This is a genomic window from Streptomyces ipomoeae 91-03 (assembly GCF_000317595.1).
GTDB classification, from domain to species: domain Bacteria; phylum Actinomycetota; class Actinomycetes; order Streptomycetales; family Streptomycetaceae; genus Streptomyces; species Streptomyces ipomoeae.
Genome location: NZ_AEJC01000213.1, coordinates 1 through 14617, shown reverse-complemented (window position 1 = coordinate 14617; position 14617 = coordinate 1). Strand labels below are relative to the sequence as shown.

At 71.0% G+C, this 14617-nt stretch carries 15 protein-coding genes and 2 pseudogenes; 6 read left to right on the top strand and 11 right to left on the bottom strand.

What is annotated here, in order from left to right; translation table 11 throughout:
• Window positions 1-9 precede the first annotated feature (9 nt).
• From STRIP9103_RS14045 to STRIP9103_RS14030, 3 genes are all read right to left on the bottom strand, one after another.
• Complete coding sequence (locus tag STRIP9103_RS14045) at window positions 10-513, bottom strand: hypothetical protein (protein WP_009310231.1); 504 nt, start codon at window positions 511-513, stop codon at window positions 10-12.
• A gap of 201 nt (window positions 514-714) precedes the next feature.
• Window positions 715-1589 (bottom strand): IS5 family transposase gene (locus STRIP9103_RS46420; RefSeq protein WP_374005668.1). Its coding sequence is split into 2 segments (ribosomal slippage): window positions 715-1197 and window positions 1200-1589, totalling 873 coding nucleotides; the frame shifts between segments, so codons are not numbered across the junction.
• A 44-nt stretch (window positions 1590-1633) separates the two neighbouring features.
• Window positions 1634-2149, bottom strand: coding sequence for a DinB family protein (locus STRIP9103_RS14030; protein WP_048820262.1), 516 nt, complete (start codon window positions 2147-2149; stop codon window positions 1634-1636).
• Between the two features lie 108 nt (window positions 2150-2257).
• Between STRIP9103_RS14030 and STRIP9103_RS14025 the strand changes: the two genes are divergently transcribed.
• The gene (locus STRIP9103_RS14025; protein ID WP_048820261.1) at window positions 2258-3166 is read left to right on the top strand and encodes a Gfo/Idh/MocA family protein; all 909 of its coding nucleotides are present in this window, start codon (window positions 2258-2260) and stop codon (window positions 3164-3166) included.
• Here STRIP9103_RS14025 and lnt read toward each other — a convergent pair.
• A complete protein-coding gene (gene lnt, locus STRIP9103_RS14020; RefSeq protein ID WP_009310247.1) occupies window positions 3087-4652 on the bottom strand; it encodes an apolipoprotein N-acyltransferase in 1566 nt (521 codons plus the stop codon). The two genes, STRIP9103_RS14025 and lnt, sit on opposite strands and share 80 nt — an antisense overlap.
• Window positions 4653-4829: 177 nt before the next feature.
• Window positions 4830-5324, bottom strand: coding sequence for a nuclear transport factor 2 family protein (locus tag STRIP9103_RS14015; RefSeq protein ID WP_048820260.1), 495 nt, complete (start codon window positions 5322-5324; stop codon window positions 4830-4832).
• A gap of 112 nt (window positions 5325-5436) precedes the next feature.
• Here STRIP9103_RS14015 and STRIP9103_RS14010 point away from each other — a divergent pair, with 112 nt between their 5' ends.
• On the top strand, window positions 5437-6069 hold the full coding sequence (locus STRIP9103_RS14010; protein WP_048820259.1) for a DUF4291 domain-containing protein: 633 nt from the start codon (window positions 5437-5439) through the stop codon (window positions 6067-6069).
• A 98-nt stretch (window positions 6070-6167) separates the two neighbouring features.
• On the opposite strand, the pseudogene STRIP9103_RS50625 reads toward STRIP9103_RS14010, so the two are convergent.
• From STRIP9103_RS50625 to STRIP9103_RS14000, 3 genes and pseudogenes are all read right to left on the bottom strand, one after another.
• A pseudogene (locus STRIP9103_RS50625) lies at window positions 6168-6422 on the bottom strand (peptidase S12); the annotation flags it as partial.
• 104 nt (window positions 6423-6526) lie between these two features.
• Entirely contained in the window at window positions 6527-6685 is a 159-nt protein-coding gene (locus tag STRIP9103_RS50620; RefSeq protein WP_009310239.1) for an alcohol dehydrogenase catalytic domain-containing protein, read from the bottom strand.
• 42 nt (window positions 6686-6727) lie between these two features.
• Window positions 6728-7777: an expansin EXLX1 family cellulose-binding protein gene (locus STRIP9103_RS14000; protein ID WP_009310224.1), complete on the bottom strand. Its 1050-nt coding sequence runs from the start codon at window positions 7775-7777 to the stop codon at window positions 6728-6730.
• 212 nt (window positions 7778-7989) lie between these two features.
• Here STRIP9103_RS14000 and STRIP9103_RS13995 point away from each other — a divergent pair, with 212 nt between their 5' ends.
• Window positions 7990-8730, top strand: coding sequence for an SDR family NAD(P)-dependent oxidoreductase (locus STRIP9103_RS13995; RefSeq protein ID WP_009310251.1), 741 nt, complete (start codon window positions 7990-7992; stop codon window positions 8728-8730).
• Between the two features lie 20 nt (window positions 8731-8750).
• Here STRIP9103_RS13995 and STRIP9103_RS13990 read toward each other — a convergent pair whose 3' ends face one another.
• The 3 genes from STRIP9103_RS13990 to STRIP9103_RS13985 form a co-directional block, all read right to left on the bottom strand.
• Window positions 8751-9272, bottom strand: a complete 522-nt coding sequence (locus STRIP9103_RS13990; protein ID WP_009310244.1) for a chloramphenicol phosphotransferase CPT family protein — start codon at window positions 9270-9272, stop codon at window positions 8751-8753.
• Entirely contained in the window at window positions 9269-9448 is a 180-nt protein-coding gene (locus STRIP9103_RS46410; RefSeq protein WP_009310248.1) for a hypothetical protein, read from the bottom strand. The genes STRIP9103_RS13990 and STRIP9103_RS46410 overlap by 4 nt, the downstream gene beginning before the upstream one ends.
• Window positions 9449-9796: 348 nt before the next feature.
• Complete coding sequence (locus STRIP9103_RS13985; RefSeq protein ID WP_141580269.1) at window positions 9797-10870, bottom strand: helix-turn-helix transcriptional regulator; 1074 nt, start codon at window positions 10868-10870, stop codon at window positions 9797-9799.
• Window positions 10871-10883: 13 nt separating this feature from the next.
• On the opposite strand from STRIP9103_RS13985, the gene STRIP9103_RS13980 reads away from it, so the two are divergent.
• The 3 genes and pseudogenes from STRIP9103_RS13980 to STRIP9103_RS13970 form a co-directional block, all read left to right on the top strand.
• Window positions 10884-11546, top strand: coding sequence for a 4'-phosphopantetheinyl transferase family protein (locus STRIP9103_RS13980; protein ID WP_009310242.1), 663 nt, complete (start codon window positions 10884-10886; stop codon window positions 11544-11546).
• 126 nt (window positions 11547-11672) lie between these two features.
• Window positions 11673-13766, top strand: coding sequence for an AfsR/SARP family transcriptional regulator (locus STRIP9103_RS13975; protein WP_234022204.1), 2094 nt, complete (start codon window positions 11673-11675; stop codon window positions 13764-13766).
• Between the two features lie 132 nt (window positions 13767-13898).
• Window positions 13899-14617: pseudogene (locus STRIP9103_RS13970) on the top strand (zinc-binding dehydrogenase); the annotation flags it as partial.

Genomic DNA, 14617 nt, shown 5'->3' with positions numbered 1-14617 from the left:
CGGGGGCCGTCAACGGCCGTACACGTCCTTGCAGATGACCGCCTGGGGAGTGTCCTTGCCCCAGCCGCCGTACTTGTGGCCGAGGGCGCAGACGTCCGCGTTCTTCCTCGGGGGCTCTGTCGGCGTCACTTCGAGGACGGGCGGAATGTCGACGTGGGGCCTGGACTTCGGCGGTGCGTCGTGGTGCTGCCGCTCCGTTGGCGTGGGCCGTTCGTCCTGAGGCGGTGGTGGTGGGGTGGGCGTGGGGGCGGGGGCAGGCGTCGCGTCGGCCGGATCGGGCGCCTTGGAAACGCTCGGCGTCGGCTCGGGCGACGGGACGATCAGTTCCAGCGCCTCCCGCGCCGGGGCCTGCACGACCTGCGTCTCGGTGGTGCCGTCCGGACGGGGCTCGGACGGCCGGGACGGGGCGGGCGGTGCGACGGGCGGGGACGGGTGGTTCGTGGTCACGCAACTGGTGAGGGCTAAGACGGCCACGGTGACCAGGAGCGTTGCGGTGGTGGTCGGTCGATGCACGCGCGCAACTCTGCTGTGTCCGGGCCGCTTTGGGGAGGGGGCAAGCGAAGGATGCCCCCACATGGGTGACGTACGGCTCGGGGTGCGACGCCGCGAAGCACGTGCGCCCCGGTCTCACACCCCGACGGCCCGATCCCGGCGACCCGTGGCCCGATCCCGGCGACCCGTGCCCGGCCCTAGGGTGCGTTTTGAAAGTGCTGGTCACAGCCACTCGTTGATGGCTGCGACCAGCACGGTCGCCTCGTAGCGAACTGCCAACTTGTCGTATCTCGTGGCGACAGCGCGGTGCCGCTTGAGGCGATTGATTCCGCACTCGACCGCGTGGCGCTCCTTGTAGTCGGCCTTGTCGAACTTAGGTGGCCGGCCGCCGTGGGAGCCGCGGTTCTTGCGGTTGGCGATCTGGTCGCGCTTCTCCGGGATCGTGCAGCGGATACCGCGCTTGCGCAGGTAGGCACGGTTCGCGCGGGAGCCGTACGCCTTGTCGGCACGCACCTTGTCCGGCCGGGTGCGCGGGCGGCCCGACCCGAGCCGGGGCACCCGGATGCGGCCCAAGACCACCTGGAACTGCGGGGAATCACCGCGCTGTCCTGCCGTGATGACCAGCGACATCGGTTTCTGGGCCTGCTCGACCGCCAGGTGGAGCTTGGTTGTCAGCCCGCCCCGGGAGCGTCCGAGCCCGTGGTCGTCGGGCTCGATGAACACACCGCCTGGCGGCTCGATCTGCAGATCCCCTTTTTGCGGGCGCCGGCCGCATGCTGGTGGGCGCGGGCGATGGTCGAGTCCACCGAGACGTCCCAGGTGATCAGTCCCTCGGCGTCGGCCTGGGCCTGCAGCTGTTCGAAGATGCGGTGCCAGGTGCCGTCCCGCTGCCAGCGGCGGAACAGGCCGTAGACCGTCTCCCACGGGCCATAGCGCTCGGGCACGTCCCGCCAGGGAGCACCGGCGCGGGTGCGCCACCGTATGCCGTCTATCAGTTGCCGCTTGGTGTGCACCGGTGGCCGTCCAGGCTTCTTGCCGACCGGGAGCAGGGGCTCCAGCTTCGCCCACTGTGTATTCGTCAGATCATGCCGCCCCACGAAGTGGGATCTTGACACATCAAGATCCACATATGAAACGCACCCTAGTACCCGGTGGCCCCGTCGATCCGCTCCCTCAGCAGGTCGGCGTGACCGTTGTGGCGGGCGTACTCCTCGATCATGTGGGTGTAGATCCAGCGGAGGCTGGGGGCCTGGCCGGTGCGCTTGTGCACGCCCTTGCTGATGTCGTCCAGGGCGAAGCGGGCCGCGTTGCGCCGGGCGACCTCGATCTCGGTCTGCCAGGTGGCGTACGCCTCCGCCCAGGTGTCCCGCTCGGTGAGGTGGAACTCGCCGTCGGGGTCCGCGTCGCTGAAATACAGGGGGCCCTGCTCGTCGGCCACCAGCACCTTGCGGAACCAGATGCGCTCCACCTCCGCCATATGCCGGACGAGTCCCATCAAGGACAGCTCCGAGGGCGGCACAGAGGCGGTCCTCAGCTGGGCGTCGTCCAGCCCCGCGCACTTGATCGCCAGAGTTTCGCGGTGGTAGTCGAGCCACCCTTCGAGCATGCTCCGTTCGTCGGCGGTGACGGTGGGTTCGGTGCGGCGTTGCGAGGTCATGACCGCCATCCTGGCCCACCGGCCCGGTGTGCCACCAGGCGGTGTCCGGTGCGTCGGCACGGCCGTATGGTGTGGCACACGACGGCACACCGGCGACGGGAGACCCTTGTGAAGGTCGGCTGCATCGGACTCGGCGACATCGCGCGGAAGGCCTATCTGCCGGTGCTCGGCACCCGGCCGGGCGTCGAGCTGCATGTGCAGACGCGGACGCCCGCGACGCTCACCCGGGTTGCCGACAGCCTCCATCTCCCGCCGGGACAACGGCACGCCGACCTCGACGCGCTGCTCGCCCAGGACCTCGACGCGGCCTTCGTGCACGCGCCGACCGGGGCCCACCCCGAGATCGTCCGACGGCTGCTGGAGGCGGACGTGCCGACGTACGTGGACAAGCCGCTCGCATACGAACTCGCCGACTCCGCGCGGTTGGTACGGCTCGCCGAGGAACGGAACGTGAGCCTGGCCGTCGGCTTCAACCGACGGTACGCGCCCGGCTACATCCAGTGCGCCGACCATCCGCGCGACCTGATCCTGATGCAGAAGAACCGCATCGGCCTGCCCGAGGATCCGCGCACGATGATCCTGGACGACTTCATCCATGTCATCGACACCCTGCGGTTCCTGGTACCGGGACCGGTCGACGACATGACCGTGCGTGCCCGGACCCGGAACGGGCTGCTGCACCATGTCGTGCTGCAGCTGTCCGGGGACGGGTTCACCGCGCTCGGCGTCATGAACCGGCTCAGCGGCTCGGCGGAGGAGATCCTCGAAGTCTCCGGGCAGGACACCAAACGGCAGGTGGTGAACCTCGCCGAGGTCATCGACCACAAGGGTCAGCCCTCCCTGAGGCGGCGCGGTGACTGGGTGTCGGTGGCCCGGCAGCGCGGCATCGAGCAGGCGGTGCTCGCCTTCCTCGACGCGGTGCGCCTGGGCAAGGTGCTCAGCGCACGGGACGCGCTGGCGACTCATGAGATGTGCGAGCGGGTGGTTCGGGCGGTGGAGGATCCGTCCGCCGCCTGACCCGGACGGCCCGTACGCCCTCGAAGGCGCCCCAACCGGCCAGCATCAGCAGCGCCGCGTGCACCGGCCAGTCGCCGAACCGTACGTACGGCGTCGTACCGCTCGCCAGCGGCACGTCGAACACCGCCGTGGTGCTCTCGCTCGTGCCGATCCAGGAGCCGACGCGCTCACCGCTCGGGCCGTACACGGCGGAGACACCGGTGAGCGTGGCGTGCACCATCGGGCGGCCGGTCTCGGCGGCCCGCAGCGCGGCCAGCGAGGCGTGCTGCTCCGGCGCCCAGCTCTGCTGGAACGTCGCGGTCGCCGACTGGGCGAGCAGCAATTCGGCGCCGTCCTCGGCGAGTTGGCGGCTCATGTCCGGGAACGCGGACTCGAAGCAGACCATGGGGCCGATGCGCAGCCCGTTCCCGGAGTCGAACACGACCTGCTCGGTGCCGCGCCGGCGGTCCTCGCCGGCCGCCTCGCCGACCGAGGTCGCCCAGCCGAGCAGGGAGCGCACCGGTATGTACTCGCCGAAGGGGACCAGCCGCATCTTGTCGTAGCGGTCGCCGGTCGGGCCGCCCGGGCCGACGAGCACCGAGCTCTTGTAGATGCCGGGCCGGTCGGAGCGGCGGGCGTCGACGTTGACGAGGATGTTCGTGCCCGTCTCGCGGGAGAGAGCGGCGATGCGGTCGGCCAGGTCCGGCCGGTCGGCGAGGTCGTGGCCGACGCTGCTCTCGCCCCACACGATCAGGTCCAGGTCTTGGCCGGCGAGCTCGCGGGTGAGCGCCTCCTCACGGGCGAACCGGTTGTCGGGGCCCTGGGTGACACCGGGCTGGACGACGGCGATCCGTACCCGGCGGTCCTCGTCGGGGCGCGGCGACCACAGCCAGGCCGCCGAGGTCACCGTCACCGTCGCGACCAGACCGGCGACCGCGGGGACCCGGGCCCGCCGCACCGAGACGAGCACGGCGACCGCCACGTTGACGGCCACCACCAGGAGGCTGAGCAGCCAGACACCGCCCACCGAGGCCAGCCGCAGCGCGGGCTCCACCTGCCACTGGCTGGACCCCATCAGCCCCCAGGGACCGCCGAGTCCCTCCCAGGAGCGGACGAGCTCGATCGCCAGCCAGCCCGACGGGATGACAAGGAGCGCGGCGGCGGCCTGCCGGGGCGGGGGCGTACCGGCCAGGAAGCGGCGGACCAGCCAGGCCCAGGGCGCCCAGAGCGCGCCGAGCAGGGCCGCTATGACGAAGGTGAACACATGCAGGTTCGGCAGCAGCCAGTGGTGCATGGCCAGCATGAACCCGAAGCCGCCCAGCCAGCCGTCGTACATCGCCCGCCGGCCGGTCGGGGCCGTGCGGACGAGCAGCAGCCACGGCACCAGCGCCACGTACGCGAACCACCACAGCGCCGGTGCGGGGAACGCGAGCACGGGCAGCGCACCGCCCAGGGCCGCGGCGACCCCGCGACGCCATGGGGAGGCCAGCCATTCTGGCGTCATCATTCAGCGCCTCCCTCCCCGGTGTGGGTCTCTCCAGTGTGCGCGCCGGAGACGATCTCCGACAGAGGGCGCGGGGCAGGGGTGGTACGCGGGCCGGGACGCTCGGCGTGCCGGGGGCCGCGGGGGAGGTGGGCGCTCGGGAGAGGCGGGCGGGCCGGGACGCCTCGGAGGCGTGGGCGCTCAGGTGGGGGAGGGGTGGTGGTCGGGGGTGAGGCCTTGCGGTGTGCGGCGCCACTTTTCCTGGACCACGACTTCGCGCAGGCGCCAGCCGTCGTACGTACGGACGAGGGCGAAGGCGTAGCGGCCGCCGCAGACGAAGTCGGGGGCCGTGGAGCCGCCGTCGGCTCCGGCGAAGCGCATCGGATTGACGTAGTCCGCCTGGACGTGGGCGGTGTCGCCGATGTCCTGCTCCAGACAGCCGAACCGCACCCGCCGGTTGACGATCAGATGCTGTCGCATCGGGAAGAGTTCCATGCTCTGGGCCAGCCACCCGGTGACCTGTGCGGCGTCGCCCTCGATGCCGCCGGCCGAGCGGTAGTCCGCGCGGCCGTCCGGTGCGAACAACTGCCGGTACGCCGCCCAGTCGCCGTCGTCCACCGCCACCGCGTACTCGGTGATCAGGCCGTCGACGGCGAGTCGGTCCATTACGGTCGCGAGCTGCACACGCTGCGTCATCGACTCAGTCTTGGGGTAGAAGGGGCGCCACGCCAAGAGACGTGCGGTGAAGAGGCGCGTTGGCGCCGATATTCGATGGCATCGGAGTGGCTCGGTGATCGAATCTGCTCCCGTGAGTGAGAACGAACATGAACCAACACCAGTAGAACAAGCGCCCGAGCCCAAGTTCCGGATCCGGGCCCGGCACACGGCGGACACGGTGACCGTCTATCAGGCGTACCGTCCGGAGATCGGCGGCCCGGCCGCGCGGAACGGGCGCTTCCCGGCCGCGTGGAAGCGGGACCGGATGACGTGGATCAAGCCGTCGTTCCTGTGGATGATGTACCGCTGCGGCTGGGGCCTGAAGGAAGGCCAGGAGACCGTGCTGGCCGTGGAGATCAGCCGCGAGGGCTTCGAATGGGCCCTGCGGAACTCCTGCCTCTCCCACTACGTCCCGGAACTGCACGAGAGCCGGGACGCCTGGAAGCGGCAGCTGCGGCGGTCGCCCGCCCGGGTGCAGTGGGACCCCGAGCGCGATCTGCGGCTGAACCCGCTGCCGTACCGCTCGCTCCAGCTGGGGCTGGCGGGGGAGGCGACGGCCCGGTACGCGGACGAGTGGATCGTCGGCATCGAGGACGTGACGCCGCTCGCCAGGCAGGTGCACGGCCTCGTACGGGCGGGTGACCTGGACTCGGCGGCGGAACTGCTGCCCGTGGAGCGCCCGTATCCCGTACGAGACGAAGTGCTGGACCACCTGCGCCGGTGACCACCTCCCGGTGAGCGGTGAGCGGTGAGCGGTGACCGGCGCCCGCCGACGGCCGACTCCGGGGTGGTGATCGGTGGCCGTCAGCCGCGTCGGCCGCGTCAGCCGCGCTGCCGGTGGAGCAGGGCGCGGACGGCGGCCTCCTCGATCGCGCGGAGCTTTTCCAAGAGGGCCGGTCTCGCCGTCTTGTTCCCCTGGGTGGTGAGCGAGAAGGTGATCGACTTCCTGCCGCCGGGCGTCGCGGCGATCAGTTGTGTGTAGCCGGGGAAGTTCCCGGTGTGCCCCGGTACGACCCCGCAGCGGGTGCCGTACCGGAAGATGGCGAGGCCCGCCCTGTTGCGGCCGGGGAGGAGGGGTGTGACGAGTGGGAGGATGAGGTTCTGGTTCCAGGGGCCCAGGACGACCCGGTCCGCGCCCAGGCGTTTCACCAGTTCCATGTGCGCCGTGGCGCACACCGCGGTCATGCTGACCCCGCGATGCTTGAGGAGTTGCACCGCCGCCGAGCCGTTCCGAACGCGCCCTCGTCGCAGCCGAAGACGCGGTCGCCGATCGCGAATGCCGTGACACCACGGCCGATCGCCTCCACGATGCCCGAGTACTCGGTCCCGAGGACCATCATGCGCCGAACCCTGACGCGCGGTTGGTGGTTTCCGCGGTGGCGTCAGTGTTGGGCGAACTGGACCCGGGTCGGTTGTACGGCGTCGGGGCGCAGTGCGATTCCGTCGACGGTCAGCTGTTCTCCGTAGATGTCGGTGATCCGGATCGCGCCGCCGCACCCGGTGCCCTGTTCGGAGAGAAAGTAGTTGTATTCGGTGCGGGGCAGCTGACGCCAGCCGCCGCCGGCGTGGACTTCGAGGCGGGCCAGGGGGTTTCGATGCCCGATCGCCTGGATGCCGCACCAGTGGCTGCTGGAACCGGTCTTGTAGCGGATCGAGACGGTGTCGGAGTCTGCGGGGCTCAGCAGCGTCCAGGTGATCGGGATCCGGCCCCGTGACGGGTCGGCGAGCTTGGCGAAAGCCTGGGCGCTCACGTCGAGTTGCCCTGGTTCACAGGGGGCGGGGCACTCGTTGGTGATCCGGACCGTGACGGAGGCGCCGCCCGCCGCGCGGACGAGTACGTATGCGCCGCACGCCTTGGAGGTCTCGTAGTCGGCGGTGTTCATCGCCGCGATCATGAGGTCGTCGCTGGGGCCGTACGAGCAGGCGCCGTCGCCGTTACCGGCGTCGTAGAGGGTGGCGACGCCGTCGTACGTGGCCTTCGGCCGTATCCGTCCCGCCAGCGGTGCCGTGCCGGAGGCGGGCTCGGGGGTGCGCGTTGCCGCCGGCTGCTTCGGTTCGGTGGGTTCGGCAGCCGCGGGGGTCTTCGTGACTGCAGTGGGGGAGGCGGAAGTTGTGGGCGAGGGGGACGGCTTCTGCTCCTTGTCCTCCTTGCCTTCCTCTTTCTTGGGTGGGTCGCCCGCCTCGGCGTCGGCTCCGGCGATGGGAGTGGTCGCGGAATCCCGGGCGGCCCCGGCCCTGTCGGCATCCGTGTCCTGATCGGGGCTGAACGCCATGACCAGGGACGCGACGAGCGCGACGGCCGCCACGGCGACGACGGAGACGAGCACGGTGGGCGGCCGGTGGCGGGAGGGCTGCCGCGAAGAGTGCCGGGAGGAGCGGTGCGACGGTCGATGTGAAGGTCGGTGCGACGGTCGGCCGGAACGGGATGTCACGGATGAGTCCTTGCGTGGGTCGGACGAACGCGTGGTTCGTGTGGGACTCCGGGGAAAGGAGCTTCCGAGTGCTCAGTGGTCGCGGCGGCCGGAAAGGTTGCCGGAAAGGTTGCCGTGGGTTCGGCGGTGGTCGAAAGGTGGCGGCTCCTCTTCGGCCGTAGGATGATCGATCATCTGGGGTGGGGGTAGCCGTCAGGCATCAGGAGGTTGGGATGACACGTCCGGTCACGGTGGTCACGGGGGGCAGCCGGGGGATCGGTGCCGCGACCTGTCTGCGGCTCGCGGTGGACGGCCACGACGTGGTGGTGGGGTACGTCAACGACGGTGCCGCAGCCGAGTGGATCGCGACGGGGGTGCGGGCGAACGGGGCGCGCTGCATCACGGTCAAGGCCGACACCTCGGTCGAGGCCGACGTGGACCGGCTCTTCGAGACGGCGGCGGAACGGCTCGGGCCGGTGACGGGGCTGGTCAACAACGCCGGGGTGACGGGTGGGTTCGGCCGGCTGGCCGACTCCGACACGGCTGTTCTGCGCCGGGTGGTCGAGGTCAACCTCCTTGGGGTGCTGCTGTGTTCGCGGCGGGCGGCCAAGGTCATGGCGGCGTGGGGCGGCGGGGCGATCGTGAACGTGTCCTCGGCGGCGGCCACGCTGGGCAGCCCCGGCGAGTACGTCCACTACGCGGCGACCAAGGCCGCGGTCGACGCGCTGACCAACGGGCTCGCCAAGGAACTCGGCCCGGACGGCATCCGCGTCAACGCGGTCGCCCCCGGCGTGATCGACACCGAGATCCACGCCAGGATGGGCGACCCGGATCGCCCCGAACGCATAGCGGCCTCCGTGCCCCTGCGCCGCCCCGGCCGCGCGGACGAGATCGCCGCCGCCATCGCCTGGCTGATGTCCCCGGAGGCCTCGTACACGACGGGCGCGGTCCTGAGGGTGGCCGGCGGCCGATGAGCACCGGCCGCCCATGACCATCACCGGCACCGCTTGTCGAGCAGCCGCTGAAAGGCGGTCGGTTGGGGCCGCCGGGGCAGGAACTCCTTGATGTTCAGCGCGCAGATGTTCAGCGCGCATTCAAGGGCATCCGCTCGACTCGTGTCGCACCCGACGTCGTAGATCCCATGAGCGTGCGCCACCCGCAACTGCCGCGCGGCCAGGCCCACCGGCCGGTCGCCGCGCTGCCGCTCGCGACGTTCGAGCTCGGCCCCGGGGCAGTGCACCCCGACGAACACGACGTCTTGCGGCACGAACAGTTCGAGACAGTCCCGCAGCCGCCATTCCTCGCTCAGGACGTGGTCCACGACGACGTTGTTGCCGGCGGCTGCCATGCCCGCGACGGCCCGGTGGTAGCCGCGCCAGGTGTTGTGCAGGGCGGTGGCGCTCGACTTGCCCGAGCTGGACGTGCCGTTGAGGAAGATGATCAGCCCACGGGGGCTGTGGCTGCGTTCGGCGTCACCCTGGCGCTGCGTGTCGGCTCCCGGCTCCGAAGGGCTCACGCCGCCTCGATGACCTCTCCGCGTATCGCCGCGGCCCACTCCACCACCAACAGCTCGTACTCGGCCCGCTCCTGGGACGACAGCGACCCGCCGGCACGCCGCCACAGCGCTCGGATCTGGTCGTTTAAGTCGGCGGCAGACCGCACGGAACCACGGCTGATGGAATCGGGGGACATGCGGACAAGCGTAGGCGCAAGAACTGACAGCGCGCTACTGCGCGGATACGGATGCGGTATGTGGTTGGTCACGGAAGGGAGTTGAGGTGGGGTGGCAGTTCCCCCATGGACGTCGGCGTGGGCGTCGGGGTCCCGATCGGTGATGTCGTCGGTCGGGATGACGCCCTCGTCGGCGTGGATGGCCTCACCGGCGAACTCGATGACTGCGGTCGGCAGGGGGGCGTCGGGCTGGCCCGTTCGGGCAGGTCTGGTTCGGAGTTCTGGGGCGAGTGCGGCCTCGTTGCCACGGTCGACCCCGAGACGTCGTCGTTCGCGCCGGCCCCCGTTCCGGGCGGATGGCGGGGGCGGTCAGACGGAGCCGACGGCCAGGATCTGGAATTCGCTGGGGAGGTCCGCGCGGCTGGTGACGTTGAGCTTGCGGTAGACACGAGTCAGATGTTGTTCCACCGTGCTCACGGTGATGCACAGCTGGTCCGCGATCTCCCGGTTGGAGTTGCCCAGGGCGGCGGCCAGGGAGGCGACCCGTCGCTCGGCCGCACTGAGCGGATCCTTCGGAAGAACGGCAGGATCGGCCGGTGTCTCCTCCCTGCTGCGGTGCAACAGGGAACGCTGCAGCCGCTCGGCGCCGCACAGATCGGCCAGTTGCAGCGCCTGATACAACGCTCGCCGTGCCTGCTCGGCCTCGCCCGTCGCCCGCTGTGCGGAACTCAACGCGGCGAGCGCCCGGGCGAGTTCCAGCCTGTCCCCGGCGAGTCGCAGGACGCCGACGGCCTCCAGCAGCAGGCTCGTTCGGCGTCGCGGCCCGGCGATCTCGGCGAGCAGGCACATGGCGACACCGCGGCTGCGGGACTTGGCGCTGCCGGGGCGGGCGAGTTCCGCCTCCGCGAGTCGGCGGACCTGGTCCCGCTGTCCCAGGCGCAGATGGGCCGCCGCCGCGCCGCTGCGCCAGGGCAGGAACGCAGGCAGGTCCATGTCCCAGGCCCGGGCCTGGTCACCGCAGAGCAGGAAATCGTCCAGGGCCGCGTGCACCCGGTTGGTGGCCAGGTGGTGGTGGCCCCGGGCGTACAGATACTGCAGACCGTACCGGGACCGGAAGATCGCCTCGGGTACGGAGTGGCGCAGATGCTCCTCGGCGATGTCGTCCGCACCCATGGCGGTCGCGGCGAGGACGAGGGTGCTCAGCGGCGCCCCCACGGCGACTCCCCAACTCCGGGGCGACAGATGTGTCATGGCGGAATGGGCAAGGGCATACGCCTGGTTCAGGTCACCCTGCCGCAGGGCCAGTTCGGCGCGGATCGCGGTGAGCTTCGCCTGCCAGGTGGGCACCTGCCGGGCGGCGGCCTCCCGCAGAAGGCTGCCCGACCACACGGAGGCGCGGTCGAGTCTGTCCGCGTAGACGAGCGCGAGCAGCGCGGACTCCATCGCGCACAGGCTGGTGTCGTCCAGGCGGCACGCCTGGGCCCGGGAGGACCTCACCGACACCCGCCTCTTCCCGGAGGAGGAAGCGGCGCTCGGGGACGCGGTGGACAAACGCCGCCGGGAATATACGACCGTACGGGCCTGCGCGCGCAGAGCCTTCGCACAGCTCGGCCTGGAACCGGCACCCGTCGTCCCGGGCCGGCGCGGGGCACCGCGGTGGCCGGAGGGCCTGGTCGGCAGCATGACGCACTGCGCCGGCTACCGTGCCGCGGCCGTCGCCCGGGCGAAGGACATCGCCGCTGTGGGGATCGACGCCGAGCCCCACCACGCCCTGCCGGACGGGGTGCTCGAAGCCGTGGCCCGGCCCGAGGAACGCTCCTGGATCGCCGGAGCCGGCAGCGGCACCGGTGTCTGGTGGGACCGGCTCCTGTTCGGCGCCAAGGAAGCCGTCTTCAAGGTCTGGTACCCGCTCACGGGCAGGGAACTGGCATTCGACGAGGCCACCGTCACCTTCCACCCCCGGGAACTCACCCCGGGGCACGCGTCGGGCGTCTTCGCCGCCCGGCTGCTGGTGCCAGGCCCTCGCAGACTCACGGAACTCTCCGGCCGCTGGACGGTGCGGGACGGCTTGTCCCTCGCCACCGTCGTGCTGCCCGCCCCGGCACCCGGACAGGGGTGACGGTCGCGGGAGGGTTCCGCCCACTGTTCCGGTCGTGCGGTGCGCGCTCAGCCGCCGCGGGGGCCTCGCGACCGCCGGGAATCGCACCATGTTCTTCGTAGGGGTGAGGCAGTTATGGAGTTCTTGTTGCCAGGTCCCCTGGTCATCCGGTCGGGCGGGAGTGAGTTGAGGGTGCCCGCCGCGAGGCAGCGCGTGATTCTCGCCGCCCTCGTGCTCAACGCGAACCGAGTGGTCCCCGTGGACACCATCGCCGGCTTCGTCTGGGACGGCGCCCCGCCGCCCAGCGCCGCCGCCACGATCCGTACCTATGTCATGAGGTTGCGTCAGGTCCTGGGCAAGGCCGGGGGATCGAGGACAACCACCCGCGCGCCCGGCTATCTGATCGAACTGGAAGAGGACGAGACCGACCTCGGACGGTTCACCGCCCACCGCAAGACGGCCGACGCCCTGGTCCAGGCCGGCAGGACCGCGGAAGCCGTCGAGGAACTCCACAAGGCGCTCGCCCTGTGGCGGCACGACCCGCTGATGGACGTGCCCTCACGCATCCTTCACGACGCCGAGGCCTCCCATCTGCAACGCCTCCATCTGCAGACCCGTATCTGGCGAGTGGACCTGGACCTCGAACTGCAGCGCCACGCCGAGATCCTTCCCGAGCTGTGGCAGATGGTGCGGGAACACCCGCTGCACGAAGGGCTCATCGGCCGTCTCATGCCGGCGCTCTTCCGCTCCGGCCAGCAGCCGGAAGCCCTCGATCTGTTCCAGCGGACCCGCGCCGCGCTGATCGACCAGCTCGGGACCGAACCCGGCTTCGAATTACGGGCCGTCCAACGGCGTATCCTGCGCGCCGAGGACGAACCACCGCGGCGCCGGGACGACTCCGAAGAGCGCCAGGAAGGACACGGCGGCCCCGGCCGGTCCTGGCAGGGCTGGCCGATACCCGCCCAACTGCCGCAGGGCGTCACGGACTTCACCGCCCGCACCCCCGAGACCGTCGAGCTGGGACGGCTGCTGAGGGACAAGGCGTCCGCCGCCGGACCGGCCACGACGGTGGTGATCACCGGCGCCGGCGGAATCGGCAAGACCGCGCCGGCGCTGCACGCGGCCCACTCCGTCCGCGCCGACTTCGCCGACGGGCAGGTCTTCGCGGACCTGGAGGGCAGCACCGGACACCCCGCGCGACCCGCCGAGGTCCTCACCCGCGTACTCGTCGGGCTGGGGGTGCCCGATGTCGCGGTGCCGAAGACCATGGCCGACCGGATCTGCCTCTTCAGATCCCTGGTCGCCGACCGCCGGATGCTGATCGTGCTCGACGACGCCGTCAACGCGGCCCAGGTCCGCCCGCTCATCCCCGGCAGCGGCGAGAGCAGGGTGATCGTCACCAGCCGCCACCGGCTCGCGGACCTCGAAGGAGCGCACGACGTCACGCTGGACGCACTCGACGAGGACTCCTCGCCGGAACTGCTGGAACGGTTCACCGGTCGTCCGCGGATAGACGCCGAACGCGTGGCCGCCCGCCGGCTGGTCGAAACCTGCGCCGGGGTGCCGCTGGCCCTGCGCATCGTCGGCTGCCGCCTGCGCTCACGACCGCGCCGCAGCCTCGGCGCCCTGGCCCACCGTCTGTTCGAACAGCGGCGGCTGCTCGACGAACTGCACGTCGGCGACCTGTCGGTGCGCCCCGGTCTGGATGCCGGATACGCCACGCTGCGCGACCGCTCGGTGCACGGCATCGACCTCGCGGCGGCCTTCCGCAGACTCGGCGTCGGCAACATGCCGTACGTCCGCGGTGAGACGGCGGCGGTGCTGCTGAACTGCTCCGAGGAGCACGCCGAGGACGTACTCGACGTGTTGGTCGACGCCCATCTGCTGCGCGAGCACGACCACTCCCGCTACCACCTGGACGCCCTGGTGCGGGCGTACGCCCGTGAACGCGCCGACGCCGAGGAGTGCCTGGACTTCCGGGTGGAAACGCTTCGTTGCCTGCTCCGGTGGTATCTGCACATCCTCGACCGGAGCGCCCGGCCGTGCGGGCCGGGGGATCCTGAGAGGACGTATGTGCTGCGTCAGTCGGCCGTGGACTGGACGGACGACGACCGTGAGGGACTCTTCGAGGCCCTCGCCGAGGCCGAGCGCACAGGTGTCGAACTGATCGGCCGCCAGCTGGTCGGCGAAGTACGCGCACATCTGCCACCGGTCGCCGTGTCCCGGGCGGCGTCCGGGTGAATCCCGGGCAGCGCGAACCGTGCCCGACCGGGGCTCGGTCCGCCCACTCGTGGCACGTGACGGCACGGTGCGACGCAGGTAGGGGGCTGTCTTTAAGGGTTGGCAGCCCTCCACGGCCCCCCATAGCGTTGACACCGTCTGCCCCATCACGTCGTCGGATCGGATGCCGCCGGAGTCATCGTGCGGACCGGCGCCGGAGTGCGGCGCTGGCAGGTGGGCGACCACGTCGTCGTCAGCTGTGTCCAGGTGGACGACCAGGAACCCGCCACCCACGCCGACGGCATGCTCGGCGCCGAGCAGCGCATCTGGGGCTTCGAGACCAACTTCGGCGGACTGGCCCACTACGCGGTCGTCCGGGCCAGCCAGCTGCTCCCCAAGCCGGCCCATCTGACCTGGGAGGAGGCCGCGTCCATGATGCTGTGCGCCGCCACCTCCTACCGGATGCTCGTGAGCGATCGGGGCGCCCGCATCAAACAGGGCGACATCGTGTTGATCTGGGGTGCCACCGGCGGACTCGGCGCCTACGCCGTCCAACTGGTCAAGAACGGCGGTGGCATCGCCGTGGGTGTGGTCAGTACGGAGGAGAAGGCCCGACGGGCGCGGGCGCTCGGCTGCGACGTCGTCATCAACCGTGCCGACATCGGCCTGGACGGCGATGCCACCGACGACCCGGAGGCGAGCATCGAGGCCGGCAAGCGCCTCGGCCGGATCATCCGCGCCGAGACCGGCGAGGACCCGCATGTCGTGTTCGACTACATCGGCAAGGCCACGTTCGGCATCTCGGTCTTCGTCGTCCGGCGTGGCGGCACCGTCGTCACCTGCGGATCCAGCACCGGCTATCAACACCGCTT

Bases quoted from the DNA above. Each gene is read 5' to 3' on its own strand.
- STRIP9103_RS14030 (WP_048820262.1), bottom strand. From the start codon at position 2,149: ATGACCTCGCAACGCCGCACCGAACCCACCGTCACCGCCGACGAACGG.
- lnt (WP_009310247.1), bottom strand. From the start codon at position 4,652: ATGATGACGCCAGAATGGCTGGCCTCCCCATGGCGTCGCGGGGTCGCC.
- STRIP9103_RS14015 (WP_048820260.1), bottom strand. From the start codon at position 5,324: ATGACGCAGCGTGTGCAGCTCGCGACCGTAATGGACCGACTCGCCGTC.
- STRIP9103_RS50620 (WP_009310239.1), bottom strand. From the start codon at position 6,685: ATGATGGTCCTCGGGACCGAGTACTCGGGCATCGTGGAGGCGATCGGC.
- STRIP9103_RS13995 (WP_009310251.1), top strand. From the start codon at position 7,990: ATGACACGTCCGGTCACGGTGGTCACGGGGGGCAGCCGGGGGATCGGT.
- STRIP9103_RS46410 (WP_009310248.1), bottom strand. From the start codon at position 9,448: ATGTCCCCCGATTCCATCAGCCGTGGTTCCGTGCGGTCTGCCGCCGAC.
- STRIP9103_RS13985 (WP_141580269.1), bottom strand. From the start codon at position 10,870: ATGGAGTCCGCGCTGCTCGCGCTCGTCTACGCGGACAGACTCGACCGC.